23 protein-coding genes are annotated in these 26,270 nt (G+C 59.7%); 10 read left to right on the top strand and 13 right to left on the bottom strand.

Translation table 11 applies throughout. The annotated features are described in order from the left end of the window. Positions 1-10: 10 nt before the first annotated feature. Positions 11-1,228: an MFS transporter gene (locus tag LSG25_RS11310; RefSeq protein WP_232741034.1), complete on the bottom strand. Its 1,218-nt coding sequence runs from the start codon at positions 1,226-1,228 to the stop codon at positions 11-13. Positions 1,229-1,349: 121 nt separating this feature from the next. Here LSG25_RS11310 and LSG25_RS11305 point away from each other — a divergent pair, with 121 nt between their 5' ends. Continuing rightward, complete coding sequence (locus LSG25_RS11305) at positions 1,350-2,114, top strand: helix-turn-helix domain-containing protein (protein WP_232741033.1); 765 nt, start codon at positions 1,350-1,352, stop codon at positions 2,112-2,114. Positions 2,115-2,156: 42 nt separating this feature from the next. Here LSG25_RS11305 and LSG25_RS11300 read toward each other — a convergent pair whose 3' ends face one another. From LSG25_RS11300 to LSG25_RS11280, 5 genes are all read right to left on the bottom strand, one after another. Next, entirely contained in the window at positions 2,157-3,188 is a 1,032-nt protein-coding gene (locus LSG25_RS11300) for a CaiB/BaiF CoA-transferase family protein (protein ID WP_232741032.1), read from the bottom strand. After that, positions 3,181-4,263: a nitronate monooxygenase family protein gene (locus tag LSG25_RS11295; RefSeq protein ID WP_232741031.1), complete on the bottom strand. Its 1,083-nt coding sequence runs from the start codon at positions 4,261-4,263 to the stop codon at positions 3,181-3,183. Before LSG25_RS11295 ends, LSG25_RS11300 begins: the two co-directional genes overlap by 8 nt. Positions 4,264-4,265: 2 nt before the next feature. Beyond that, positions 4,266-5,243 (bottom strand): tripartite tricarboxylate transporter substrate binding protein, encoded by a 978-nt coding sequence (locus LSG25_RS11290; RefSeq protein WP_232741030.1) that lies wholly within the window; start codon positions 5,241-5,243, stop codon positions 4,266-4,268. Positions 5,244-5,315: 72 nt separating this feature from the next. After that, positions 5,316-6,503 carry an acyl-CoA dehydrogenase family protein gene (locus LSG25_RS11285; RefSeq protein WP_232741029.1) on the bottom strand — a complete coding sequence of 396 codons (1,188 nt, stop codon included), beginning with the start codon at positions 6,501-6,503 and terminating at the stop codon, positions 5,316-5,318. A 10-nt stretch (positions 6,504-6,513) separates the two neighbouring features. Continuing rightward, on the bottom strand, positions 6,514-7,419 hold the full coding sequence (locus LSG25_RS11280) for an IclR family transcriptional regulator (protein WP_232741028.1): 906 nt from the start codon (positions 7,417-7,419) through the stop codon (positions 6,514-6,516). A 115-nt stretch (positions 7,420-7,534) separates the two neighbouring features. On the opposite strand from LSG25_RS11280, the gene LSG25_RS11275 reads away from it, so the two are divergent. After that, positions 7,535-8,779, top strand: coding sequence for a CaiB/BaiF CoA transferase family protein (locus LSG25_RS11275; protein WP_370636008.1), 1,245 nt, complete (start codon positions 7,535-7,537; stop codon positions 8,777-8,779). 7 nt (positions 8,780-8,786) lie between these two features. Here the strand turns inward: LSG25_RS11275 and LSG25_RS11270 are convergent, their stop codons facing one another. Next, a complete protein-coding gene (locus LSG25_RS11270) occupies positions 8,787-10,025 on the bottom strand; it encodes an acyl-CoA dehydrogenase family protein (protein ID WP_232741027.1) in 1,239 nt (412 codons plus the stop codon). A 147-nt stretch (positions 10,026-10,172) separates the two neighbouring features. Here LSG25_RS11270 and LSG25_RS11265 point away from each other — a divergent pair, with 147 nt between their 5' ends. Next, positions 10,173-11,174 carry a YhdH/YhfP family quinone oxidoreductase gene (locus LSG25_RS11265; RefSeq protein ID WP_232741026.1) on the top strand — a complete coding sequence of 334 codons (1,002 nt, stop codon included), beginning with the start codon at positions 10,173-10,175 and terminating at the stop codon, positions 11,172-11,174. A 44-nt stretch (positions 11,175-11,218) separates the two neighbouring features. Here LSG25_RS11265 and LSG25_RS11260 read toward each other — a convergent pair whose 3' ends face one another. Beyond that, the gene (locus tag LSG25_RS11260; protein WP_232741025.1) at positions 11,219-12,445 is read right to left on the bottom strand and encodes an FAD-dependent oxidoreductase; all 1,227 of its coding nucleotides are present in this window, start codon (positions 12,443-12,445) and stop codon (positions 11,219-11,221) included. 158 nt (positions 12,446-12,603) lie between these two features. On the opposite strand from LSG25_RS11260, the gene serA reads away from it, so the two are divergent. The 4 genes from serA (at position 12,604) to LSG25_RS11240 (ending at position 18,097) form a co-directional block, all read left to right on the top strand. Further along, positions 12,604-13,803, top strand: coding sequence for a phosphoglycerate dehydrogenase (serA, locus tag LSG25_RS11255; RefSeq protein WP_232741024.1), 1,200 nt, complete (start codon positions 12,604-12,606; stop codon positions 13,801-13,803). 45 nt (positions 13,804-13,848) lie between these two features. Further along, on the top strand, positions 13,849-14,283 hold the full coding sequence (locus LSG25_RS11250; protein ID WP_232741023.1) for a helix-turn-helix domain-containing protein: 435 nt from the start codon (positions 13,849-13,851) through the stop codon (positions 14,281-14,283). An 830-nt stretch (positions 14,284-15,113) separates the two neighbouring features. Next, entirely contained in the window at positions 15,114-16,937 is a 1,824-nt protein-coding gene (locus tag LSG25_RS11245) for a chloride channel protein (RefSeq protein WP_232741022.1), read from the top strand. Continuing rightward, positions 16,934-18,097, top strand: coding sequence for a D-alanyl-D-alanine carboxypeptidase family protein (locus LSG25_RS11240; RefSeq protein ID WP_232741021.1), 1,164 nt, complete (start codon positions 16,934-16,936; stop codon positions 18,095-18,097). The genes LSG25_RS11245 and LSG25_RS11240 overlap by 4 nt, the downstream gene beginning before the upstream one ends. 51 nt (positions 18,098-18,148) lie before the next feature. Here LSG25_RS11240 and LSG25_RS11235 read toward each other — a convergent pair whose 3' ends face one another. The 4 genes from LSG25_RS11235 to LSG25_RS11220 all read right to left on the bottom strand — a co-directional run bounded on the left by LSG25_RS11235 (position 18,149) and on the right by LSG25_RS11220 (position 21,646). Further along, positions 18,149-19,273: a zinc-dependent alcohol dehydrogenase family protein gene (locus tag LSG25_RS11235; RefSeq protein WP_232741020.1), complete on the bottom strand. Its 1,125-nt coding sequence runs from the start codon at positions 19,271-19,273 to the stop codon at positions 18,149-18,151. A gap of 151 nt (positions 19,274-19,424) precedes the next feature. Next, positions 19,425-19,910, bottom strand: coding sequence for an Rrf2 family transcriptional regulator (locus LSG25_RS11230; RefSeq protein ID WP_232741019.1), 486 nt, complete (start codon positions 19,908-19,910; stop codon positions 19,425-19,427). Between the two features lie 76 nt (positions 19,911-19,986). After that, positions 19,987-21,249 carry an NnrS family protein gene (locus LSG25_RS11225; RefSeq protein WP_232741018.1) on the bottom strand — a complete coding sequence of 421 codons (1,263 nt, stop codon included), beginning with the start codon at positions 21,247-21,249 and terminating at the stop codon, positions 19,987-19,989. Further along, positions 21,242-21,646: a group III truncated hemoglobin gene (locus LSG25_RS11220; RefSeq protein WP_232741017.1), complete on the bottom strand. Its 405-nt coding sequence runs from the start codon at positions 21,644-21,646 to the stop codon at positions 21,242-21,244. The genes LSG25_RS11225 and LSG25_RS11220 overlap by 8 nt, the downstream gene beginning before the upstream one ends. Positions 21,647-22,040: 394 nt before the next feature. Here LSG25_RS11220 and LSG25_RS11215 point away from each other — a divergent pair, with 394 nt between their 5' ends. After that, entirely contained in the window at positions 22,041-23,060 is a 1,020-nt protein-coding gene (locus tag LSG25_RS11215) for a glycosyltransferase family 2 protein (RefSeq protein ID WP_232741016.1), read from the top strand. A gap of 75 nt (positions 23,061-23,135) precedes the next feature. Beyond that, positions 23,136-24,728, top strand: coding sequence for a glycosyltransferase family 39 protein (locus LSG25_RS11210; protein WP_232741015.1), 1,593 nt, complete (start codon positions 23,136-23,138; stop codon positions 24,726-24,728). Here the strand turns inward: LSG25_RS11210 and LSG25_RS11205 are convergent. After that, complete coding sequence (locus tag LSG25_RS11205) at positions 24,688-25,077, bottom strand: GtrA family protein (protein ID WP_232741014.1); 390 nt, start codon at positions 25,075-25,077, stop codon at positions 24,688-24,690. The two genes, LSG25_RS11210 and LSG25_RS11205, sit on opposite strands and share 41 nt — an antisense overlap. A 77-nt stretch (positions 25,078-25,154) precedes the next feature. Between LSG25_RS11205 and LSG25_RS11200 the strand changes: the two genes are divergently transcribed. Beyond that, complete coding sequence (locus LSG25_RS11200) at positions 25,155-25,907, top strand: ChbG/HpnK family deacetylase (protein ID WP_232741013.1); 753 nt, start codon at positions 25,155-25,157, stop codon at positions 25,905-25,907. Positions 25,908-26,270 lie beyond the last annotated feature (363 nt).

Genomic DNA, 26,270 nt, shown 5'->3' with positions numbered 1-26,270 from the left:
CCTTGAGCTATCAGGCCTTGGCGGTGCGATGCTTCATATTGGGCAATAAAAACGCCGTAACACCCAGCAGAGGCAAGAACGAGCATACGTGATAGACGTACTCGATGCTGGTGGCGTCGGCCAGGTTGCCCAATGCCGCGGCGCCTATGCCGGCCATTCCGAATGCCAGGCCGAAAAACAGGCCTGAAATCGTGCCTGTCTTGCCCGGCACCAGTTCCTGGGCGTAGACCAGAATGGCGGAGAAGGCCGACGCAATCACAAGGCCAATAACAAAAACCAGTACGAGTGTCCAGAACAGGCTGGCGTAGGGCAGCATCAATGCAAAGGGTGCGGCGCCCAAAATGGAGCCCCAGATCACGCGCTTGCGGCCTATGTGGTCGCCCACCGGGCCGCCCACGATCGTGCCCAGCGCCACGGCAAACAAAAAGACGAACAGGCAATACTGGGCGTACTGAATGGATACCCCGAAGCGGTGCATCAGATAGAAGGTGAAATAACTGTTCAGGCCCGCAAGGTAGAAGTACTTGGAAAAGACCAGTACCAGCAGCACCACCAGCGCGCGTATCACCTGCTTGCGTGTCAGGCCTGTGTCGGTTTTGCTCAGGCTTGCGCGTCCGCGGACACTGGTCAGGTGGAATTTATACCAGCGGCTGACTTGGTACAGGATGAGCATGGCCAGCAGCGCGGCCAGTGAGAACCAGGCCACGCTGCGCTGACCGAAAGGCACGATGATCAGCGCAGCCAGCAAGGGGCCCAGGGACGAGCCCAGGTTTCCGCCGACCTGGAAGATGGACTGTGCCAAGCCGTGCTGGCCCGCCGAGGCCATGCGCGCTACGCGGGAGGATTCGGGATGGAAGACGGATGAGCCCATGCCTATCAGTGCGGCGGCCGCAACCACGCTGGGGAAGTCCCAGGCCTGCGACAGCAGGAGCAGGCCCATGAACGTAAAGCCCATTGCCGTGGGCAATGAGAAAGGCTGGGGCCGCTTGTCGGTGAACAGGCCGATAATGGGTTGCAGCAGGGACGATGAAAACTGAAAGGCCAGGGTAATGATCCCGATCTGGGCAAAACTCAGGTTGAAGTTTCCCTTGAGGACCGGATAGATCGCCAGCAGCACCGACTGCATCATGTCGTTGAGCAGGTGCGAGACGCTGATCGCACTCAGTACGCCATACGCAACTCTGTCTGTCTTGGCTGTGTTGATGGTTGGGGCCGCTGCTGGGTTCATGCTCTGGTGTTCCGCTTTTGAAAACAGTGGATATTGAATGCCGATTGATGAAATATAAGCATGCTGGTCATGACTGTCTTTATAATATAAGACAAACTTCATTGAATTTCGGCCATACGCAATGCCCAGACCCATCGACCTGGTAGAGGACGCGGACCGCGATGTCATCGCCATGGAGTCCTGGTATCCCGGCGGACAGATCGTCGACGCGCATTCGCATCGGCGCATACAGCTGCTTTATGGCGCCACCGGCACCATGCAGCTGGACACGAAATTCGGCACCTGGATCGTGCCGCCGGGTTTTGCCGTCTGGATTCCCGCGGGTGTGCCGCACCAATTGACCATGAACAATGTCGTCACGCACAGCCTGTATTTCAGGATCTCGGCCTTGGGCGATCCTCCCCGGAAATGCCAGGTTATAGAGGTGCCCGCGTTTTTAAGGGAATTGATCCGGGAATCCATCAATGTGCCGCTGCTTTACGAGCCGGATTCGCGCGATGAGCTGTTGATGAAAATGCTGTTGCTGGAGGCTTGCCTTCAACCTGTGGTGCCTTTGCATTTGCCCATGCCCAAGGATCCGCAGTTGGCCAGGCTATGCCAGGCGTTCTACAAGGCGCCGAGCCAGTCCGCCACGCCGCAGGAATGGGCGCGGCAACTGCATATCAGCGAACGCACGTTTTATCGCCGTTTTCTGCTCAATACAGGCATGACCTTCAGCAGCTGGCGGCAGCAGGCTTGTGTTTTTGCGGCGCTGTCGCGCCTGTCGCTGGGGCAGAGCATAACGACTATTGCTCTGGACATGGGCTATGAAAGCCCATCGTCGTTTTCCACCATGTTCAAGAAATCCATGGGGTTTCCGCCAAGCCAGTATGTGAAGAAAATCTGAAGCAGGGACGACCCTGGCGGCCGTCCGCCGTCAAGGCCTGATCTATTGGCCGGCCAGCCAGGTCCAGCGTGGAACCGGTGTGCCGTCTTGCAGGTTTTCGAACCGATTGCGCGCGGCTTGCTGCGGGTGCCGGCTGGCCTCGGATAATGAAAGTACCGGCGTTACACAGGCATCCAGAGGTTCGAACACGGACTCCCAGTGGGATCGAGGCCTGGACGCAAACCGCTCCGTGAATATTTTCTCAAGCGCTGGCCAATGCGCCCGCTGATCACGGTCGGGCAGGGTGTCCGGCGACAGCCCCAGGGCTTCGACAAAAATGCGGTAGAACCTGGCTTCAATGGCTCCCGCGGCCATCCAGCCGCCGTCCGCGCATCGATAGCAGCGATACCATGGCACGCCGCCGTCGATGACATTGGCGGCAGGCCGATCCCGCCAGATGCCGGCGCCCAGTCGTCCGTAGATACCGCTGAGCATATGGGTGGCTCCGTCCATCATCGCCGCGTCGATGACGCCGCCCAGGCCGGAGCGCTCGCGTTGCAGCAGGGCGGCATTGATGGCCAGTGCCAGATACAGGGCGCCGCCGGCCAGGTCGCCTACCAGGTTCAGCGGGACCATGGGCGGTCCTTCGGAAGAGCCCATGGCATGCAGGGCGCCGCTCATCGCGATGAAGTTGATGTCGTGTCCGGCCCGATCCGCCCAGGGGCCTTGCTGCCCCCAGCCTGTCATTCGTCCGTAGATCAGGCCCGGTCGCCTTGCCAGGCATGCGGCGGGACCCAGATTCAGCTTTTCCATTACGCCCGGCCTGAACCCTTCGATCAGCACGTCGGCGTCATCGATCAGGCGAACCGCTGCTTCGCAGCCTTCGGATGTTTTCAGGTCCAGCTCGACGATGTGGCGCCGCCAGCGTCCCATGTCGGCTTCGGGCGGTACCGGTATGCCGAGCTCGGGCATTCGGGGGTTGCGAATCTGCCGTACTTCGGCGCCCAGTTGCGCAAGAATGAGTCCGCAAAACGGAATGCCTCCCACCGTGGCAAACTCGACAACCCGATATCCATCCAGAGGTTTTTCAAGCATGCAAGGCCTGCAGGGATGTTTCGGCCTCGGCAATCAGTTGCCGCATTTGCCGTGCCACGGTGGTGGGTTCTGTGATGCCGAATACGCTTTGCCCGGCCGCTTCGTAGATGAGTGAGTCGTTGTCGAGCTCGTGCATGGCCGTGAATGCATCGCCTGTGAGTGCCTGCTGCATTGGCATGGGCAGCGGTTCGGGGGCGTCCTTGGCGTTCCAGGCGTCGATCCAATCGCTGCGTATCACCCGGCACGGCTTGCCGCTGTGGGCGCGCGTGATGACGGTGTCTTCGCTGTTTCCGGCAATAAGCCTGCGCAGCAGCGCGGGCGGCGTATGGTTTTCGCTTGCAGCCATCCATAGCGTTCCCAGCCAGGCGCCCTGCGCACCCATGGCCAGGGATGCCACGACCTGGCCGCCTGTGGCGATTCCGCCGGCCGCCAGCACGGGCCGGTCGCCGGCGATCTGTACTATTTGCGGTATCAACGAGAAAGTGCCCACCAGTCCGGTATGGCCGCCCGCGTCGTATCCCTGAGCCACCAGGGCGTCGACACCCAGGTCGAGAGCCTTGCGCGCGTGCCGCGCCGATCCGACCAGCGAAATAGTGAATTTACCGGCCGCCTTGGCGCGGGCGATCAGGTCGGCACGAATGCCTATGGCGGTGGCCACGGCGGTGGCCTTGCAATTCAGAACCTGTTCTATTTGGTGCTTGAAAAGTGTTTCGCTGCGTACTTGCTGGGTGAAGAATCCGGGCTTGCTGGCGGCCGGCAGCCCGAACCGGCCGGTGAGCGCCGATACGAATTCTTTATGAGCCGGCGGTATGGCATTGCGCAAGGTCTCGATATCGCCGGTGGCCGGGACATTCTGCGGAAGCATCAGATCCACTCCATATGGCAAGCCCTGAAGCCGCTCCTCCAGCCGTGCGATGATTCCCGGTACTTCGTCGGGCACTTCGCGCGCCAGCCCGAGCACACCGAATCCGCCCGCCCGGGCAATTTCAAGGATGACTTCGGGCGAGTGGGAAAAACCGAAGATCGGGTAGCGGATGCCCAGGCGCCGGCATAGGGCGTTTGTCGGTAGGGCCATGGTCAGTGGACGGCCAGGCCGGCTTTGTTGAGGACGTCGGACCATTTTTTGTATTCGGCCGCCACGTATTGGTCGAAATGCTGCCCGTCCTGCGGGTCCATTTCCATCCCCAATCCCTGCAGACGCTTGACGACTTCCGGTGTCTTGAGAATGGCAACGATGTCCTTGGATAGCTGCTGTTGCACGGCATCGGGGATTTTCGCGGGAGCGACGAATCCGAACCAGGTGCCTACGTCGTAATCAGGCAGGTTGGCGGCGGTTGCTACGGTGAGCAGCTTCGGAAGAGTCGATGATTTGGCGCGCGTTGTCACCGCGAGCGCGCGCAGCTTGCCGTCGCGAATGTGCGGAACGGCCAGGGCCGTGGTTAGAGGCATCATCGAGAGCCGGCCTGTAAGCAGGTCGTTCAAGGCCTCCGGTTGCCCTTTGTAAGGTACCTGAACCAGCTTTACTCCCGCCATTTGGGCCAGCAATTCGCCCGACAGGTGGTTTGAAGTGCCTATGCCGGCCGTGCCGTACGTAATCTCGCCGGGTTTTGCCTTGGCTGCGGCAATCAGCTCGGGCAGCGTCTTGATGGGGCTGGCGGAGGGGACGACAATAATATTGGGCACGATGCCGGCTTCCGCAATGCCGCGGAAGTCGCGCGTGGGATTCCATCGGGCGGATTTGTTCAACAGCGGTTGAACGGCATGCCCTGGGCTGACGACCAGCAAGGTATAGCCGTCGGGCGCCGATCTGGCGACGTACTCGGTGCCGATCGCGCCTCCGGCACCCGCCTTGTTTTCGACAATCACGGCTTGGCCCAGCCGTTTGGACAGGGGCTCGGCGACGATGCGTGCCAGCGAGTCGACGATCCCTCCCGCACTGAAGGGCACAATCATGTGTATGGCGTGATCCGGATATTTTCCGGCGGCGCTCGCGCTGTGGGCGAAGGGCAGGGCAAAGGCAAGCGCCCCCATCATCAGTGATCGGGTAAATTTCATGGTGTAGTCTCCTGGTTTTTTCGGGTTGCGGTCTGTGCGCCGTCTGCTTGTGTGTAGGGAAAGAGCTTGGGTTCAGGCTAGGGTTTGATGCTGCATATTGAATTCGGGATGGTCAAAGTCGCGCGCCATCATCAAACGTGCGATATTCAATTGATGAATCTGGCTGGTGCCTTCATATAGACGGAACAGGCGCACGTCGCGATACATGCGCTCGGCGATGTTGTCGGCGATATATCCGCCGCCTCCGAATATCTGTACGGCCCGATCGGCCACGCGCCCGCACATTTCCGAGGCGAACAGCTTGCACATGGATGCCTCCATGGTTACGTCCTGCTCCTGGTCGCGCTGGCGGGCGGTTTGTAAAACAAGTGCGCGGGCGGCATGCACTTCGGTGCAGCTTTCGGCAATGAACTGCTGTACCAATTGGAAGTTGGCGATGGGTTGGCCGAACTGTTGTCGATCACGGGCCCGTTTTTTCATTTCGTCGATGAGTCGGATCGCGGGCCCCACGCAAAGGCCCGCCAGATTGATGCGTTGCTTGTTCAATGCCTTCATTGCGGTGCGGAACCCCTGGCCGGGAACTCCGCCGACAATGGCGGAGGCATGAACCCTGCAGTTTTCCAGGAATACCTCTCCCACCGGCGAACCATGCTGGCCCATTTTTCGATAGGCTGGCCCGGTGCGCAGCCCGGGAGTCCCGCGTTCGATCAGGAATGCCGAAATGCCTTTTGCTCCGGGAGCGTCGGGGTCGGTGCGGGCAAATACGGTAAACAGGTTTGCCAGTGGCGCATTGGTGATATAGCACTTTGTGCCATTCACTATGTAGTGGTCGCCGTCGAGTTTGGCGGTGGTAGCCAGGGCCGTGGCGTCCGAGCCGGCCCCGGGTTCGGTCAGGGCAAAGCATCCGGTGACCGAGCCATCGGCAAGGCTGGGCAAATAGCGTGTTTTTTGCTCGGGAGTGCCATCGACCACCAGCGATTCGGAAGCGATGCCTGTGTTGCCGCCAAAGCGGGCCCGAAATGCGGGCGCAGCCTGGGATACGACCATGTTGACCCGTGCCAGTTCTTCGGTGTTCAGGCCGCCGCCGCCGTAGGCTTTCGGGATGCTGTGGCCGAACAGGCCCAGCTCGCGCATGCGCTGCACGATGGTTTCCGGAATTTCGTCATGGCGGTCGACGGTTTCTTCGATCGGAATGCATTCGTCCACAATGAACCGATATAGCGCGGTCAGCAGTTCGTTGATGGGCGCGGGATTCATCATGTGTGTTCCTTTAATACAAGCCACAGGATTGTTGTTCGATGCGCAATGCGGCTTCCAGCAAGCGTGGCGCGACTTCGCGCTCCAGCATGCCGTCTTGCAGGCGATATACCGACATGGTGCAGTTGATGGCTATGCCTTCGTCGTCGTGATTGGCGCGGCGCAAGGGCACGGAAATCGCATGTATTTCCTTGCGCCAGTCGCCGTGACTGTGGCAGTAGCCCAGGGTGCGGAATGTTTTTTCGTCGGCATCCAGATACGCTTTTTCGCTTGCGAACCGCTCCGGATCATCGACCTTCAGACGGTTCAGGATAGCGATGCGCTCGGGGGGCGGAGCCCCCAGAATCAGCGCGCGTCCGATCGAGGTGGAAAGCAGCGGTCGCGTGCTGCCGATATCGGGCTGATAGATATTGCCCTGATCGACGCGGCAAGTGTCCACATACACCACATTCAACCGGTCCCGCATGCCCAAATTGACGGTGCAGCCGGTTTCGCGCGCTATCTGTTCCATGAACGGCCGGGCGACCTGGCGGATACGCATGCTGGCCAGCAGGGGGTATCCCAGCGACAATACCCCGGAGCCGAGGCGGTATTTGTGGAATTTCTCGGTGTGGCTCAGATAGCCCAGCATGGTCAGCGTATACGTGAGGCGGGAGACGGTCGCCTTGGGCAGCTTGGTGCGGTCGGAGATTTCCCTGTTGCCCAGCATGGGCTCGTTGGGCGTGAAAGCCCGCAGCACATCCAGCCCCCGGGCGAGGTTGATGGCGAACTGGCGATCGGCGAGCAAGTCGCTTGCATCCACCAAGCCGGCAATAGGCGTTTGAGCCTGTTCGGTGTCGGCGGTGTGTGGCTTGCTGCGATCGATATCGGCGGTGGATGTCTGCACGTGCCTGGGTGAATTGGTTTTTGATGAAGTCATGATATGGCTGGCCTTCGCGTCGAATCAATCTATTGCGGCACTTGTTTCGCTGTGCAAAATGGTGATTGAGCTTGATGTTTGTTCCGTGGCATAACCCTGTCAAGTCATGCCGTCGATGGCGTGGTTTTATACGGAGAAGCAATTGAATGACAAACCTGTTGGCAAAATGAGCGGTGCTTTGAGCGGTGTGCGTATCCTCGATATGGCCACGGTGCTGGCGGCGCCATTCGCTGCGACTTTGTGCGCCGACCTGGGCGCCGACGTGGTGAAGCTGGAATTGCCCGATGGCAGCGATCCCATGCGCAAGCTGGCGCCTGTAAAAAATGGAATACCGCTCTACTGGAAGGTATCCAATCGAGGCAAGCGCGGCATTACCCTCGATGTGCGTAAACCTCGCGGAAAAATGCTGTTGTTGAAGATGTTGAGCGGATTCGATGTGCTTGTCGAGAATTTTCGGTCGGGCACCCTGGAGCGCTGGGGGCTGGATTTCGCGACCCTGTTGGCGGCCAATCCACGGCTGATCGTCTTGCGGCTCACCGGATTTGGCCAGAGCGGACCTTATCGCAGCCGGCCGGGATTTGCCCGCATCTTCGAAGCGATGAGCGGCTTTACGAATCTGGCAGGGGAGGCGGGCGGTGCGCCCATGCACATGAATTTTCCGGTGGGCGATGTCGTAGCGGGACTGTTCGGCGCTTTCTCGATCGCCGCCGAAGTCGCGCGCTTGCGCGCCGACCCTGAATCGGCCGGGGCGGAAATTGATTTGTCGGCAACCGAGGCCTTGTTCAGGATGATGGATCCTCTGGCGGTGGAGTACGAACAGCAAGGGCTGGTGCGCTCCCGCAATGGGAACCTGGCCAGCTATACCGCGCCATCGAATATGTATCGCAGCGTCGATGGGGTGCATTTCTCACTGGTGGCGTCGTCCGACGTGATCTTCCAGCGATTGTGTGCGGCGATAGGCCAGCCCGGACTGGCCGAGGATGAGCGCTTTCGCACCAATATCGAGAGGGTGGCCCACTGCTCCGAACTGGATGATTTATTGTCGGGCTGGTTCGGCGCCCAGCCCTACGCGGTCATTGTGACGGCGCTGGATGCGGTTGGCGTGCCTTATAGCAAGACCTACAACATCGTCGATATTCTTCAAGATCCGCAGTTCATTGCGCGCGAAGCGGTTATTCGGCTGGACGATCCCGATCTGGGATCGATTCCGGCGCCGTGCGTGGTGCCGCGTGTGAAGGGCCGTCCTGCGCCGGCCCCGAGGTCCGGTCCCGGAGTGGGCGAACATAACGCCGAGGTCTATGGCGAGTTCGGTCTTGATTCGGCGGAGCTGGAGGACCTGCGCAGAGAAGGTGTGATCTGATGGCGATTTACCAGTCTGTGGCTAGCCTGTTTGCATCCAGGCAGGGATGACGATCTGACTCCCGGGCGCGGCGTACGACGTCTCGTCCGATGACGGTTTTATGCACTTCGCTTGAACCCTCGCCAATTTGATTCAGCTTGGCGTCGCGGAAAAAGCGCTCCAAGGGAAAATCCTGCAGGTAGCCGCGCCCACCTGTCAGTTGCAGCGCGTCGGTCACGACCCGCATGCCCAGGTCTGTTGCGTGCAATTTGGCCATGGATGCCTGGATGTGCGACTGTGGATCGCCCCGGTCGTAAGCGGCGGCCGCATTGGCGAGCAGAGCGCGCGAGGCTTCTATCTGTGTGACCATGTCGGCCAGCATCCACTGTACGCCTTGATGGCTGCCGAGCCGTTTGCCAAAAACCTCGCGATCATTGCAGTACGTCGCGGCAATTTCGACGGCGCCGATGGCGCGGCCTAGCGCCATCGAAGCATGGCCTAGTCGAGCCCGGACCAAGGCATCCTGTGCCAGGGAAAAACCTTCGCCTTCGGCGCCCAGGCGCCAGCGTTCGGCAACACTTACCTGGTCCAGTTCGATTTCGCTGATGGGTACGCCGTACCAGCCCAGCTTGCCCGTTTCGGGACCGATGCGCACGCCGGGGGCGTTGCACGGAATCAGCAGGGCCACCAGGGGTTCCTCGTCTTTTTGCCCGGACGTTGCAGTCCGGCGGCAACGTGCCACCACGACCAGCCAGTCCGAGGTGCTGGCGCGTGTAATGAATTTTTTGCGTCCGCTGACCACATAGCCGCTGTTGGTGGCGACGGCCACGCTTTGCAGGCCGCGTACATCGGAGCCGGCGCCGGGTTCCGTCAGGGCGAAGGCCGCCTGGATCCGGCCGGTGCACAGCGAGGGGATGAGTTCCTGCTTGACCTCGCCGGAGGCGCCGGCGACGATGGCCCGCGCGGAGAGGTCCGCACCGGTCACCATCGATGCCGCGGCACTGCAAACCCGACCCAGTTCTTCGATCAGCCTGATCCTGAGTTGTTGCCGCGCATCGCTGCCGCCATATTGTCGGGGAAATGCGGTGGCCAGGATGCCCGCATCGGCCAGCAGGCGAAATGTGTTCCAGGCAAAGGTGTCGTTGCGGGCCGTTTCGGCCGCGCCGGGACCAATGGTGTCGACGCAGAGTTCACGCACACGATGCAGCCATTGCTGTTCGTCCTGCGACAGGGCATCGTTGTAGTGGTCCTGAAAGAGTCTGCTCATGAAGGTGGTCCTGGATGGAACGAAAGGCCTAATGATGCGCAGATTGCCGTGCCAGGTAAATCGATGTTTCGCACTGCGGCACGCCGTCTGGACAGGAGCCGGCTTTCATGGTCAGCTTGAGCCTCTTCCACTCCCGAGAAACATGCCATGCCGTCCCCTCTTGCTCCACGTTTTCGCGGCCTGCGTACATATCGCCGCGATCGCGGCGTCGAAAGCCGTGTCGAAGCCTTGGGGGTGAACGACCTGACCCCGGGCGAATTGATTGTGCGCGCGCGCTGGAGTGGGATCAACTACAAGGACAGTCTGGCCGTAACCGGCAAGGCGCGCATTTTGACCGGTTCGCCGCGCATTGCCGGCATCGAGCTGGTGGGAGAGGTGCTGGAAGGAGATGCGCCGGGAATAGGGCCGGGTTCGACCGTGCTGGTGCATGGATTCCAGACGGGTATTGAGTACGACGGCGGGTTTTCAGAAATCGTCCGGGTGCCCGCCGCGCATGCCATGTTGCTGCCGGTGGGCTTGAGCGCGCATGAAATTGCCATATTGGGCGTGCCTGCTTTTACGTGCGCGCTGGCGCTGGAGCGCTTTGAGCGCATGGGCGTGTCGCCCGAATCAGGCCTGGTGGCGGTCAGCGGAAGCACAGGCGCCGTGGGAATCATGGCCATTGGCATCCTCAAGCGTGCGGGTTATCGGGTGGCGGCGCTGACGCGCAACCTGGGCAACTCCCAGGCATTGCGGGCGCTTGGCGCCGACGAGGTTATTGAGGCGTCGTTTGACGACGCCCGGCGGCCTGTGGAGGAGCCTCGCTTTGCAGCCGCCATCGATAATGTGGGCGGTTCGACACTGTCCTGGATGTTGCGTTCTTTGCAGAACGATGGTGTGCTGGCCTCGGTGGGAAATGCGGCGGACAACGCTTTTTCCGGCAATGTGCTGCCTTTCATATTGCGCAATGTGACCATGCTGGGCATACAGGCGAATGCTCCTCGCGATGTGCGAAAACGTTTGTGGGCCAGGCTGGCATCCGACTGGAAGCCCGATTTTTCCGTGTTGCGCGCTCATGTGCGCGAGGTGTCGCTGGATGGCCTTCTTGAGCATTGTGAGCGCCAGGTGCAGGGCGGCACATCGGGAAGGACATTGCTGGCGCTGGCCTGATTTTGACAGCGGACATTTGCCGATGTCGGGTAAGCAATGACGGCTTAGGGCGAATCAATATGTTCGCGGCGGAAACCCACGCCGAATACGCGCGCGGGAATCGAACGGATCAATCGGAATCGCAGTAGAAACCGCGCCGCGCCGGGCAGTGCCACCAGTTTGCCGTCGTCGTGGGCGGCCAGCACGCGGGCAATGATTCTGCGTTGCAGAAAAATCTGGATCGCCTGGATGATTTTGGTGGGCAGGAGGCGGCGCTGCTGTACGGCGGCCAGTGTCGCTTCATCGGGCAGGCCGGGTGCGAGAAGCACCGGCGCAAGGAGGTTTGCGGCAGCCACGGCATCTTGTATGGCCAGATTGATGCCGACCCCGCCTATCGGCGACATCGCGTGCGCCGCATCGCCGATCAGCAGCAGGCCCGGGCAATGCCACTGAGGCAGCCGATCGACACGGACTTCCAGCAGCTTGATATCGTCCCATGACGCAATGGAATTGACCCGATCGCCCAGGAAATCGACACGCCGCGCAATGCGTGCCTGGAATTCGGCAATGGGCCGTTCACGCAGCTGTGCGGCGCCACCTTTGGGGATGACGCAGGCAATTTGCCAGTAGTCAGTGCGATTGAGCAGGACCAGGAGGGTGCCGCGTCCCGGGACGCCATAGGTCCCGTCGGGGTCCGTGGCGTGTCGCGGCAGGCGAAACCAAAGCACGTCCATGGGAGATCCCAGATCGCGGGGCCGCAGCCCCGCCGCATTTCGCAGGCGTGAATGACGGCCGTCGCAGCCTATGACCAGATCGGCGCCGATATGCAGCGGACCTTCGGGAGTATGGGTGATAACTCCCGCCACACGGCCCGTGTCTTCCCGGCGTATGAGCTCGGTGGCCTCGCAGCGCATGCGCAGGGTGAAGTTGGGATATCGTTCGGCCTCGTCGGCAAGCAGTGTCAGCAGGTCCCATTGAGGCACCAGGGCCATATAAGGGAATGGCTTCAGACCACGGAAATCGCCTAGTGCGTGGATGCCGTCGGCAAATAAACCTTCGATTCCGGTGACACGGTGTTGCGGCAATGCATCGAAACGCTTTTTCAGACCGAGTTCGGAAAGGATATCAAGAGTGGACGGATGCACGGTATCGCCGCGAAAATCGCGCAGGAAGTCGCCGTGTTTTTCAAGGACTGTGACGGCAACCCCCGCACGCGCCAGCAGCAGCCCCAGCATCATGCCGGCCGGGCCGCCTCCGACTATGCAGCAGCGAGTATTACTACTGGTTTGCACTGGATCATCCATAAAAGCCAGTGTGCTATGCCGTATATGCCGGGTCAATATAAAAGGCATGGGCGAGACCGATTTAACCCTTACACGTAACAGGGGTGTAAGGGTTTCTACGTAAATGATGCGGCACAATAGTTATTTGTTGTTTGCCTGGAATGTCTATGACCCGCATCGTCCTGTTTGAAAATATTCACCCTAGTGCCAGAGAGGTTTTTGCCGCTGCCGGCTTGAGCGATATCACGGCGCATGCCTCGGCCCTGCCGCCCGACCATTTGCGTCAAGCCCTGGCGGGCGCACAAGTGGTAGGGATTCGTTCCCGCACGCATCTTGACGCAGCCCTGCTGTCGGATTTGCCCGATTTGCGTGCCGTGGGCTGTTTTTGCATAGGCACCAATCAGGTCGATCTCGAAACAGCCATGCTGCATGGCATGCCGGTTTTCAATGCGCCATTTTCGAATACACGTTCGGTAGCCGAACTGGTGTTGGCCGAGGCTATTTTGCTGTTGCGCCGCATTCCCGAAAAAAATGCCCGGGTACACCAGGGGCACTGGGATAAGTCGGCGGCCGGTGCGTTTGAGGCGCGCGGTAAAACCCTGGGGATCGTCGGTTACGGCAATATCGGGTCGCAGGTGGGTACCCTGGCTGAAACGGCCGGCATGCGCGTGGTGTTTCACGATATCGAAGCCAAACTGCCTTTGGGCAATGCGCGCGCCTGCACCACGCTGGAAGCCTTGCTGGCCCAGTCCGATGTCGTGACTTTGCATGTGCCGGGCGGGCGCGGCACCAAAGATATTATCGACGCGGCGGCTTTGGCGGCCATGAAGGCGGGAGCCATATTGATCAATGCGTCACGCGGCACGGTTGTGGACATTGATGCCTTGCATGCCGCCTTGGCCAGCGGGCACCTTTCTGGAGCCGCGCTGGATGTTTTTCCTGCCGAACCAAAAAGCGTCGACGAGCCCCTGGCCAGCCCGCTGATCGGGATGAATAATGTGATTCTGACGCCGCATATCGGCGGCAGCACTCAGGAGTCGCAGGAAAACATAGGCCGCGAGGTTGCCGAGAAGCTGGTGCGCTTTTTGCAGAGTGGGACATCGAAAGGCGCGGTCAATTTTCCCGAGATTCCCTACCAGGAAGCTGCCGGGTCGGCGCGCATTCTGCATGTTCACCGTAATCTACCCGGTGCGTTGGGCACTTTGAGCAATATGATGGCGGAGCATGGCCTGAATATTGTGAGCCAGCAATTACAGACGCGCGGCCAGATCGGCTATGTGATTTCCGACGTCGAGGGCACCGTCGACGATGTCGTGATTTCCGCTTTGCGCACGCATCCGATTACCGTGCGCTGCAATCTGGTGTAAATGACATTGCACCGGAATCAAGGGTTGATGGTTTAGAATCGTCGAGTGACTACTTCCAATATCCGCGCCCTTGATGCCGTGCGTCAACTCAACAGCGATGACTACAAGACGTTGGCTACCTTCAGATATGCTCTGCGGCGTTTCATTGTTTTCAGTGAAACTGCAGCGGTATCGGAAGGGCTGGCGCCGCAACAGCATCAGGCCTTGCTGGCCATCAAGGCGATGCCCGAAGCCCCCAGCGTGGGTGACATTGCCGAACGCCTGATGATACGTCACCACAGCGCGGTCGAACTGGTGGGCCGCTTGGTACGCATGGGGTTGGTCGAGCGGTTGCGCGATTTATCCGACCGGCGCCGTGTACGGGTGTCCTTGACCCCGCTGGCTGAACATAAGCTGGCCGATTTGTCGGCTGCCCATCTGGAAGAATTGCGTGCCATACGGCCGCTGTTGGCGGGACTGCTGAAGCATTTCGATAATTAAGGCATTTTTGGTTTGCGTTGTTTATGGCACTCGAGTGGTTACGGGATTTGGTGGAGGATAGGTATTTGAAGACGCCGTCTATCGGGGCTTGGGGTCAGGGCCGGCACGGCGTGCTTCATCCGGATTTAGCTCGTCAAGGCGGGCGTCGGGCGAACTCACTGCGCCTCGCACACTGCGCGAGGCTCCGTTCAGACAGCGCCCGCCGACTACCCCCGCCTTGCCGAGCTAAATCCGGCGCACGCCTTACGCCGGTCCTGACCCCAAGCCCCGATAGACGGCTCGCGTTATGGCTTGCCTGGAATGAGCTTGCCGGCCCAACGTATATCTCGGTCCATGGCCTGAACGTTTCTCTCGGTGCATAACCCCAACGTATCTCTCGATGCATTGCCTCAACGCAAGCCGCAGGGTGGGCGGTGCTGTGTAGTCCGGCGGTAGTCCAGCGCCGGGTGCTGACGAAGGGAAGGCGGGGGCCTTCGGCGGGCGCTGTCTGAGCCCGGCCTCGCGAGGCCGGGCGAGTTCGCCCGACGCCCGCCTGGACGAGGCAGACCCGGGCAGTCGGGGTGCGTAGCACCACGACCGCTGGACGTGCCGGACTACACAGCACCGCCCACCCTGCGGCGTCTTTATCCTGAACGCGAAGAAGCACCGTCGCACGAACGCGACAGTTAAGGGTTTTCCAGAAGAAAATCGCTTTGAAGGTTTGAAATACTGATTTATATCGTGATACGATATAAATCAGTCGGCTTCCCGCACTACTAGACCCGTTTACCGATGCGGCGTATGCGAGTCCTTATTCCTTTCTTCATTGCCTATCCGCAGGACCTTTTTTAATGTCTTCCCCTAAAGCTTTGCCTCAGGGTGCCGCCGCGACGCCGCCAGAACTGGGTGACTTCACTACCGATAAACGCGTTTTACTGTTGATGGGGATGGCGGTGCTGGTGGGCATATTCGGTATGGCCTCCGCATGGGTGCTCATCAAGCTGATTGCGCTGTGCACCGATATCGCCTATTACGGCCGTTTTTCTTTCGAACACCTGCCTATTTCAGGCACCCCTTTTGGTTGGTATGTCGCATTCGTGCCTGTAATAGGCTGCCTGATCATAGGTCTCATGGCCCGCTATGGCTCCGAAAAGATTCGCGGCCACGGTATTCCGGAAGCCATGGAGGCCATTCTCATAGGCAAGAGCCGCATCTCTCCCAAAGTGGCCGTGCTCAAGCCTTTGTCGTCGGCCATTTCCATTGGGTCGGGCGGGCCGTTTGGCGCCGAAGGCCCGATCATCATGACGGGCGGGGCGATCGGCTCTTTATTGGCTCAGCTTATACACATGACATCCAGCGAGCGGAAAACCTTGCTGGTGGCTGGTGCCGCGGCAGGGATGACCGCCATATTCGGCACGCCGATTGCGGCGATTCTTCTCGCGGTAGAGCTTTTGCTGTTCGAATGGAAGCCGCGCAGTTTCCTGCCCGTGGCCGTCGCTTCGATCGTGGCGGCTGCCATACGTCCGCTGGTCATGGGTACCGCCCCCATTTTCCCGTATGCCGGAGGGGTTACGGTTTCCGTGCACCATGTCCTGGCCTGGGCCTTGATGGGCATCATAGCGGGTTTGGGTTCAGGGCTGCTGACAGCCATTGTGTACGCCTGCGAAGACTTCTTTGAAAGGCTGCCCATACACTGGATGTGGTGGCCTGCCATGGGGGGGTTGATCATCGGTCTGGGCGGTTTGATCGAGCCGGCGGCTTTGGGGGTAGGCTACGACAACATTACCCACTTGCTGGCCAATGACCTGACGATGCGCACCGTGGCGCTGTTGTTGGTGGTCAAGGTCATTATCTGGTCGGTCGCCCTGGGTTCGGGCACGTCCGGCGGGGTCCTGGCCCCTTTGCTTATTTTCGGCGGTGCTATTGGCGCACTGCTAACGCCCTGGCTGCCGCATGCCGATCCGGGGTTCTGGGCCTTGCTCGGCATGGCCGCCATGATGGGCGGCACCATGCGTGCGCCCCTGACGTCTTCCTTGTTCGCCGTTGAGCTGACTGGCAATTTCGAAGTCTTGCTGCCTGTATTGACGGCCTGCCTGTTCGCCTACGGACTGACGGTTCTTCTGCTGAAACGGTCCATCCTGACTGAAAAAATTGCGCGCCACGGCCATCACATTACGCGTGAATATCATGTCGATGCGTTCGATCTGGTGCGCGCGGGCAGCGTCATGACCAAGACGGTGAAAACGTTGCCGGCCAGTACGACGGTGGCTGAGACAATCGCATTCTTTACCACGGTCGAGCATCGCCACACCAGCTACCCGGTCGTCGATGAAAATCAGCGCGTTCTTGGCCTAGTGTCGCGTGCCGACAGCCTGGCCTGGTCGCTCGACAAGGAGCTCGAAGATAGTACACTTCAGGAGGTGATGCAGGATCAGGATCTGATGCTGGGTTATCCCGATGAAATGACTGGCAGGGTTGCCGATCGTATGGCGTTGTCGGGTGTGGGGCGTATCCCTATTGTCGATCGTGCCAACGGACGGTTGATAGGCTTGATCGCACGCAAGGATTTGATGCAGGTGCGGGCTTTGCGCCTGAGCGAGGAAGACGATCGTACCGCCTACTTCCGCTGGCGCCGCCGCAGCAAGAAAAGAAGGACTAAAAAAGCAATCGCATGAAGAAACTGATAGTAAGTTTGTGTGTGGCCGTGGGCTTTGCAACGGGCGCCGTAGCCCAGACGGTTCCGGTTCCCAGTTTGACGGCCAAGGCGTGGCTGCTGCTCGACGCGCAAAGCGGCACGGTGATTGCCGAACAGAATGCCGACGAGCGCATTGAACCCGCTTCGCTGACCAAAATAATGACGGCGTACCTGGTGTTCAAGGCCATCAAAGAGCACAAGCTTGACAAGCAGCAGGTCGTGACCGTGTCGCGCAGCGTCCGGGACATCGCTCCGGGCAGTTCGAAAATGTTTCTGGAGCCCGGCAAGCAGGTCACCATCGACCAGTTGCTGTATGGCCTGTTGGTGCAGTCGGGCAACGATGCCGCCGTGGCCCTGGCCGAGGCAACTTCCGGCAGTGTCAATGCATTCGTCGCGCAAATGAACCAGACGGCCCAGGCCATGGGCTTGCATGGCACGCATTTTGCCAATCCGAACGGTTTGCCCAATCCAGGTACGTATTCCAGTGCCCGCGATTTGTCGGTGCTATCCAGGCATCTGATTCAGGATTTTCCAGTCCTCTACAAGGGCTACGATTCGACCCGGCAATTCACGTACGACAAAATTACCCAGCGCAACCGCAATCGCCTGTTGTGGCTGGATCCCACGGTGGATGGCCTGAAAACCGGTCATACCGAATCGGCGGGTTATTGCATGATCGCCTCGGCGCTGCGGCCCGAAGGCTCGGTGCAGCGCCGCCTTGTGTCCGTCGTTTTGGGCACTCCCTCCGACAAAGCCCGTACGCAGGAAAGCCTGACGTTGTTGAATTGGGGCTTTCAGAACTTCGAGACCGTCAAGCTGTATGGCAAGGGGCAGGTAGTGGCCACGCCGCGAGTATGGAAAGGGCGGCAGGATGACGTGAAGCTGGGGTTCGAGCACGATGTGTACCTGACCCTGCCGCGCTCGGCGCGCATTGCCGGCGTACCCAAGATCAGCACAAATGGGCCGCTGGTCGCGCCGATCGCCGCGCATAGCAAAGTGGCGACTCTGCATGTGACCATTGACGGCAAGCCGCTGGAATTGCCGCTCGTAGCGCTAAGTGGCGTTGCACAGTCCGGCTTTTTCGGACGAGCCTGGGATTCCCTTGCCCTATGGGTAGAGCAGGCGCGCGGCCTGGTTTGACACCCGTTCTATCGGTACTAACACGAAGGGCGACCAAGGGTCGCCCTTGCTTTAAAAGATAATGGCGTCGCGCAGGCTGGAGCCAGAGGCGAGATGGTCGAAGCCTTCGTTGACCTGGTCCAGTGTAAAGGTTCGCCCCAGCAATTTGTCGACAGGCAGCCGGCCTGCCTTGTACAGGTCTATGTAGCGGCCGATATCGATTGCCGGCACACCCGAGCCCAGATAGCTGCCGCGAATTTCACGCTCTTCGCCCACCATCTGCGACAGGGATAAGGGGAAGTGCAGCTTGGGGTTGGGAAGGCCGGACGTAATGGTAGTGCCGCCGCGCCGCGTCAGCTTATAGGCCATGTCGAATGCCGCGACGGCCCCGGCCATGTCAAAACCGTAATCAACCTGGCCGCCGGCCGCGTCGTAAAGGTCGGCGTCGGTCTTTATGTTCTTGGGATTGATCAGGTGGGTGGCGCCCAACTGTCCTGCCAGAGCCAGTTTCTCGTCGCTCAGGTCTACGGCAACGATACGTCGTGCGCCGGCCGCGGCGGCCGCCAGCAAAGCGCTTAGGCCCACGCCGCCCAGGCCGACGATTGCGGCTGTATCGCCAACCTTGATTTTGCCGCGATTAATCACGGCCCCGGCCCCAGTGAGCACGGCGCAACCAAATAGCGCCGCTTCGCGATGCGTGATATCGGCGTTCACCTTGACGCACGAACGCCTGGACACGACTGCATAATCGGCAAAGCACGATACCCCAATATGGTGGTTCAGGTATTCGCCGCCAATATGCAGGCGGCGTTCGCCGCTCAGCAAGGTTCCCTTGGAATTGGCCGCGGCGCCGGGCTCGCACAGGGCCGGACGGCCTTCCATGCAGGGATGGCAGCATCCGCAGCTCGGTACGAAAACCATAACGACATGGTCGCCGGCCTTGAGGTCCGACACGCCCGGTCCCACCTCGACCACCTCGGCAGACGATTCATGGCCCAGTACGATGGGAACCCCCCGCGGACGATCGCCGTTGATGACCGAGAGATCCGAATGACATAGGCCGGCCACCTGGATTTTTATCAATACTTCACCGAATGCGGGTGGATCCAGCTCCACCTGAGCTATCTGCAGCGGCCGGCTATCGGCGTAGGGGGCGGGTGTTCCGATTTCACGTAAAAGTGCGGCTCTGATTTTCATGATTTTTCATTGTCCGAAGGTATCTTGTTGTGCCTTGATTCTACAGCCGTGGCAATTTTGTTGTGTTCCTGATGGCCTGCGTCAACCCGGCCCGGGGCATGAGGTAATTTCGGGGCTTGAGCAAATAGGCAAGATCACACTCTTGCCTATTTCATGATTGAGAGGAACGGCCCTGTGCGATGGATCGAACCAGCGTCAAGGGGCGTTCGTCCGATCGCCGATGGACTGGCTCCTGGTCGGCATCGGGAAGGATATCGGCCAGCGAATAATGATCGAGATGCCGCAGGAACTGTTGCAGCGCGCCGTCGATGATGGCGGTCAGCCGGCAGCGGCCGCTGAGCGAGCATGTATTGCCCGAGCCGAAGCATTCGACCAGTTCCAGATCGTTTTCAGTATCGCGCAGCACGGCTCCCAGATTGATGTCTTTGGGCGCGAGCGCCAGCCGCATGCCGCCGTTCTTGCCGCGCACGGTTTCGATCCAGCCCTGTTGCCCCAGTCGGTGGGTGATCTTCATGAGATGCGGTTCGGAAATGCCGTAGGCATGGGCAATTTCCGAGATTGTGCAGAGGCGTTCCGGATGCTGGCCTACGTACATGAGCAAGCGCATCGCGTAGTCGGTGAGAGTGGTCAGGCGCATGGGCTGGCCCCGGCTCGGAGGCGCAAGGCGATTGCGCCTGTCATGAAGGACCGTTGCGGACGGGGCGAGGCGTCGATCATGGCGTTTTGGGCTTGAGCGAAATTTTGACCTGTTTTTCGTGGCTGCCGATAGAGGGGGGCGAATTCGGGCGCGGCCGGATCAGCATGGGCGTGAAACGCCACAGGTACAGGGCCAGGGCGGCTATCCAGCAAAGTGCGGCGGCCTGCAACAACCAGAGGCTTGCGGCGCTGGGCCACAAGGCGCTCAGACGCAGCAATACCGCAGCGATCATTAGTGCATAGCTGGCACGCATGCTGGAATCGAGCGCCAGCGGGCGCCCCAGGTGACCCAGCGCCGTGCGGGTCACCATACCTATGATCAATATGGCAAAGCCGCCCATGGCGATGATATGCACATGGGTGGCGGGCCGTGCCAGAGGGCCGGATTCAATGCCGCCGATGTAAGCCGCGGCCGCGATCAAACCAAGCCCCAGGGCGGCATAGCCTACATAAAGTATCCATAGCAGGGGGTTGCCGCGTACGGCCAGTGGCTTCCAGGCTGCTATCTGGTACAGGCTGATGGCGCCCGCCGCAGCCAGCGCCCCGGCCATGGAGGACATGAAACCGGTTATGCCGAAAAGAATGGCCAGCAGGCCGATGACCAATTGAGCCTGTCCACTGCGTGTGAGCATGGGCAGCTTGAGCCCGGTAACGGCGCGCATGGCAAAAAATGGAATGATGCGGCGCGCAATCAAAAGGGCGATCACCGCCATGCAGACCAGGCCCAGGTTAAAACGCTGCATAAGCAAGGCATAGTCGCCACGGAGCGCGGCCTGCAGATACAAGGCGTTGGCTACGCCCAAACCCAACACCAGCCACGGAATGCCGTAATTGCGTTTGCTTTTGGCTTTGTGCATGACGCGCAGCAGTGCAAGGGCGCTGATCAGGAAAAAGGCGGATTCGCACAGGCAGGCAATGCGAAAGCCAACAGTGCCTCCAAGCAGGTAACCCAGGCGCGCCGCTATCCACAAAATGCAGATCAGGCCCAGCGCTTTGCCTTTGAGGGGGTTGAAGCCGGTCCAGGTGGCGCTGGCCGTCAGCAGGAAGGCCACGGCTATGGTGGCAATGAAACCCCACAGCATTTCGTGGGCATGCCAGGCTACGCCTGAAAGCGGTTGTCCGATCAGAAACGGCGCGAAAATCCAGATGGCAATCGAGACCAGCGCCCAGCCGCAGCCCGCCATGTACAAGGGGCGGAACCCCATGGCAAGGAAGGCGCTGAGCTGCGGGCTGCCGTGCGTTTGTGGCGTCTGTTCGTCGATTTGCACGAAATTAGACATTGACGATCTCCGAAGGGGCGTGATCGGGCTCGTTGTTGAGTTGGTATCCGTACCATAGGCTGCGGGCAATGCGCTGGGCGAACTCTTCGGCTTGTTCGGCAAAGGGACGGTTGGGCAATTCCGCGGTAGTTTGGTGAAACAACGCCAGCCATTGCTGGAACAGGCTGGCATCGAGCCCCGGCAAAGCAATGTGGGTAGGCATGGGTGTGCCGCGGTAGGTGGCAGTACCACGCAGCAGCGAAGACCAGAAACTTACCATTTTGGCCAGGTGCGTGTCCCAATCCTTGACGTGGGCATTGAATATGGGCCCCAGCCTGGCATCGGAGCGTACCCGGCCATAGAAACCATGAACCAGCGCAATGATTTCTTCTTCGGTGCAGAGGTCGCGGTTCGCCATGGGGGTAGGTCTCCAGTAAGAGGCGTTGAATTCGGTAGTCGATCGCAGGCGCACATCGAAAAATCGCGCCTGAAATTCATAAGGTATATATTTTATGTATCTTATTAAAAAACCGCGATGGCGTCAATCGCGGGCAGGGCGGCTTGCGATGAGCCGGCTTTGGCGAAAAATGATGTTGAAATAGCCATAATCGGTGACAATGCAAGGGGTTGCGAAGCGATGCCTGTCGTCGAGGTTCAACGGGCGTGCTATAAATGGCCTGCATGGCTGGCCGGTATTGTGCGCTGCAGGTGTGCCTGCCGTCCTTCGCGTGTCTTAATTCCATTGCCTGAGAGCCCCTTGCGCCTTGTACCGATGCCCCGCCAACGAGTATCGGCAGGGCGCTACCAGAAATATGCCCCAGCCATCCTCTATCAGTTGTGTAGTTCCGTGTCTGAATGAAGAAGCGAACCTGAACGTTCTCTTGCCGGCCCTGATCGCGGTATTGAAAACGTTGGCGCCGGCCTATGAAATCATAGTCGTCGACGACGGAAGCACAGACCACACTCCGATCACTTTGGCCCGTTGGGTGCAGGAACACCCACAGGTGGTTTACCTTCAGCTTTCCAGAAATTTCGGCAAGGAAGCCGCGCTTAGCGCCGGACTCGACATGGCCCGCGGGCAAGTGGTTGTGTGCATGGATGCCGACTTGCAGCATCCACCGGCGCTGATTCCCACCATGCTCGAGCGCTGGCAGGAGGGTATTGAAATGGTGTATGCGGTGCGGGCCACGCGCAGCGACGAATCGGTGTTCAAGCGCTGGGGCACCAAATTGTTCTATCAAATGATGCGCACGTCAGGAGGCCTGAAGGTGCCGGAAAATGCCGGCGATTTCCGTCTCATGGATCGCGCCGTGGTCGATGCGCTGCTGATGCTGCCCGAGCGCAATCGTTTCATGAAAGGCCTTTTCGCCTGGGTGGGATTTCGTTCCGAGCCCCTGTATTATTCGCCGCCCGAGCGCCTGCATGGCACCACCCGTTTCAAGCCCTTCAAGCTGTTTCGCTTTGCCATCGACGGCATCACTGCATTTACCACGTGGCCCTTGCGCATGCTGAGTCTGTCGGGTGCGACTTTGTCGCTGATCTCGTTTGCCTACGGGCTGTATGTGGTGATCAACCATCTGCTGTATGGCGATCCGGTTCAGGGCTGGACGACCCTGATTGCCGTGGTGCTGTTTTTTGCCGGCGTCAATCTGATCTCTCTGGGTGTCCTGGGTGAATATGTGGCCCGCATTTTCGGTGAAGTTAAAAATCGCCCCGTCTATCTATTGCGCAAACAAATCGGCACCGGTTTGCATGATTCCCGGCCCGCAACGGCAGGGGCTGAGACGCCGCGCGTAACGGTTCGCGCTTCCGAGTCTTCCGGCCCGGTTTGACTGCCTCCCGTTTTGCTCCGGGCCAGTCAATTCGCGGTACACGGCTGTAATGCTTTGATGTAGGAAATCTTTTTGATGAAACGCCTTTCCAGCCTGGTTTCCAGAGCTCTTGATGTGCAGTCGACCTGGCTGGTTGCCTTGGCAACGGTGATCTGGCTGTCGGCCACGGCATGGACTCGACCCCTGATTCTGCCCGACGAGGGTCGGTATGTGGGTGTGGCATGGGGCATGCTCAAGCTCGGCGACTGGGCGGTGCCGCGTCTGGACGGTTTGCCTTTTTTCCACAAGCCTCCCCTGTTCTACTGGATTACCGCGTTATCCATGGAACTCTTCGGAGTGAATGAGTGGGCGGCGCGTCTTACTTCGGTGCTGGCGGCCACCCTGATAGTGAGCCTGGCATTCTGGTTTCTGAAAAAACACGTTGGCCAGCGCCTCGCCATCGTGGCCGCCCTGATTCTTGCCTCGCAGCCATTTCTATTTGGCGCTGCGCAGTATGCCAATCTGGACATGACCGTGGCGGCCATGATCAGTGCCACCGTTATTGCGGCGGCCGAAGCCGTATTCAGGGCCGAGCGCGGCGAGCCTTACCGCCGGATGCTGGCGTTGGCGTATGGGATTGCAGGCCTGGGGTTTCTGGCCAAAGGGTTGATAGGCATCGTTCTGCCGGGCGGGATCATCTTCTTCTGGCTACTGGGACGGCGCCGCTACGATTCCTTGCGCCGATTGTTCCATTTGCCTGCCATAGGTGTGTTCCTGCTGGTTTCCCTGCCCTGGATGATCCTCATGCAGGTGCGTTATCCAGGATTTTTCGACTATTACATTATTTATCAGCACTTCGAGCGTTTCCTGGAAACCGGCTTCAATAATCCGCATCCCTTCTGGTTTTATGTGCCGGTGCTGGTGGTGTTGAGTTTGCCCTGGTCGCTGCAGTTGTGGCGCGTGGCCAACAAGGCCTACTGGAAAAATCCGGCCCACGGAGCCCTGCGCGGCCTGATGGTGTCGTGGCTGCTGGTCGTGCTGATTTTCTTTTCCCTGCCGGCGTCCAAGCTGGTGGGGTATATCCTGCCTTTGCTGATTCCATTCGCTTTTTTCCTGGCTGAACCGTTTGCGGCACGCTTGCGGGGCGGATCGGGCGGCGATTCGGACAAGGCGCAGCGTACCTTTTCGGTCTTCCTGGCCGTGTCTCTGGGAATTTGCCTGGTGGCGGTCGTTGCGCTGGTGGTGTCGCCGCTGCCCAGCTCCAAGCCGCTGGTCGCGAAGATGCGGACGTCATTTCATCCCTCGGACAAGATCATCATGCTGGGGCGTTATCGTTACGACGTGGATTTCTACCTGCGCAGCGGCAAATCGGCGCAAGTCGTGTCCAACTGGGATGATCCGTCCATCAAAACCGAAGATACCTGGCGCAAGGAACTCTACGACGCCGGCGAATTCGAGCCCCAGGCGGCAGCGCAATTGTTGATCCAGCCGCAGGCCTTGACGAGCCAATTATGCACGGCCCGGACCGATGCGATATGGCTGATGGGCGACAAGGAAAGCGTCGATGATTTCCCGTTTGTGCGAGAGATGACCGTGTATGCAGAATACGGCAAGTTGCGTGTCTGGCGAGTGGAACCGGGTCCGGCGCTCAAGTTTTGTGCCGAAACGCCCAAAAGCGGCCCAAAATAAAGGTCATTGCTGCAATTGCGATTAAAATCAGCGCAAGCAAAATGTCGTAGCGTACAGTCGTGGCGCGCAGCAGATAGGCATAGGCGATTTCGTTAACACTGAAACCCAGGGCCGACACCATGAAAAAGCGCCGTGCGGCTTTGGCGAGCGGAGCTCTCTGGTGCTTGAAGGTGAATTGGTAATGGCCTGCGAACGAAACGCAAAACGCCACCAGCCAGCCGATCACGTTGGCTATCAGCGGTGCGTACCCAAGAAACCGTACCGTCAGTACGGCAATTAGCCAGTGGGTGGCTGCGGCGGCGCAGCCGACGGCAACAAACCAACTCAGTTGCCGGATAATTTTTCGCATGACTTGTTTTCCAGAGGCACTACGTGGTGGTTGAGGGTAAAAGCAAAAAAATGGTGATCTGCGCCGACGATTTTGGCATGAATTCCGGTATTGATGCGGCGGTACTGAGTTTGGCCGGGCTGGGGCGCCTGAATGCCACCAGTTGTCTGGTCGAAGGGCCGGCGTTCAGCGCCGATGCGGCGGCGCTCAAGGCGAGCGGCCTGCAGATGGGCCTGCACTTGAATTTTACCGAAGCCATGGGGCAGCCAGGTTTGTACCTTCCGGTATCGAAACTGATTATCCGAGCTTATCTGCGTCGCCTGGACGCAGACCGGGTACGAGACCAGATTGTGCGCCAGTTGGATCGCTTCGAGAAGGTTCTGGGCCAGGCTCCCGATTTTATCGACGGCCACCAGCACGTGCACCAATTGCCGCAAATTCGCGAAGCCTTGCTGTCCGAGCTGGAACGGCGTTATGCCGGGTGTCGGCCCTGGCTGCGTTTCACCAGGGTGCGCTTTCAGCCAGGCTTGTCGTGGTCTTTGCTGGCGAAGGCCAAGATCATCGAATTCCTGGGCGCGCATGGGTTTGCGCGGCGGGCGCGTCGCTATGGTTTTCCTCTGAATGATGGATTCCTGGGTGTGTACAATTTTCAGGGTGGAGAGGCCTCCTACCAGACTTTGCTGTCGGGATGGCTTAAACACGCTGGCGATGGCGATGTGCTGATGTGTCATCCGGCGGCCGAAGCGATGGCCGGCGACGGACTGGGTGCGCAGCGCGTGGCCGAGTATCGGGTATTGGCGGGCGATCAGGCGGCGCGCTGGATGGCGGATCGCGGCTTGATTCTGGCCTAGGGCATTTTGGTTCAAGTGTTTAGGACACTGGACGCGTTTCAGTCGATTTTTTGAGCGCTGTTTTTAGGTTTGAGCTGCTGGTACGCGCTTGAATGATGAGGTTGGACGGTGCGTTGCTGTGTAGGCGGCGGTTAATTCTATAAAGACGCCGCAGGGTGGGCGGTGCTGTGCAGTCCGGCACGTCCAGCGGTCGTGTCGCTACGCGCCCCGACTGCCCGGGTCTGCCTCGTCCAGGCGGGCGTCGGGCCAACTCGCAGTGCCTCGCGAGCGAGGCACTGCTCAGACAGGGCCCGCCGAAGGCCCCCGCCTTCCCTTCGTCAGCACCCGGCGCTGGACTACCGCCGGACTGCACAGCACCGCCCA

Source organism: Paralcaligenes sp. KSB-10 (assembly GCF_021266465.1).
In the GTDB taxonomy this organism is placed as follows: Bacteria; Pseudomonadota; Gammaproteobacteria; order Burkholderiales; family Burkholderiaceae_B.
The sequence above is the reverse complement of the archived record's forward strand: the minus strand, read 5'-3'. Positions and strand labels throughout refer to the sequence as shown.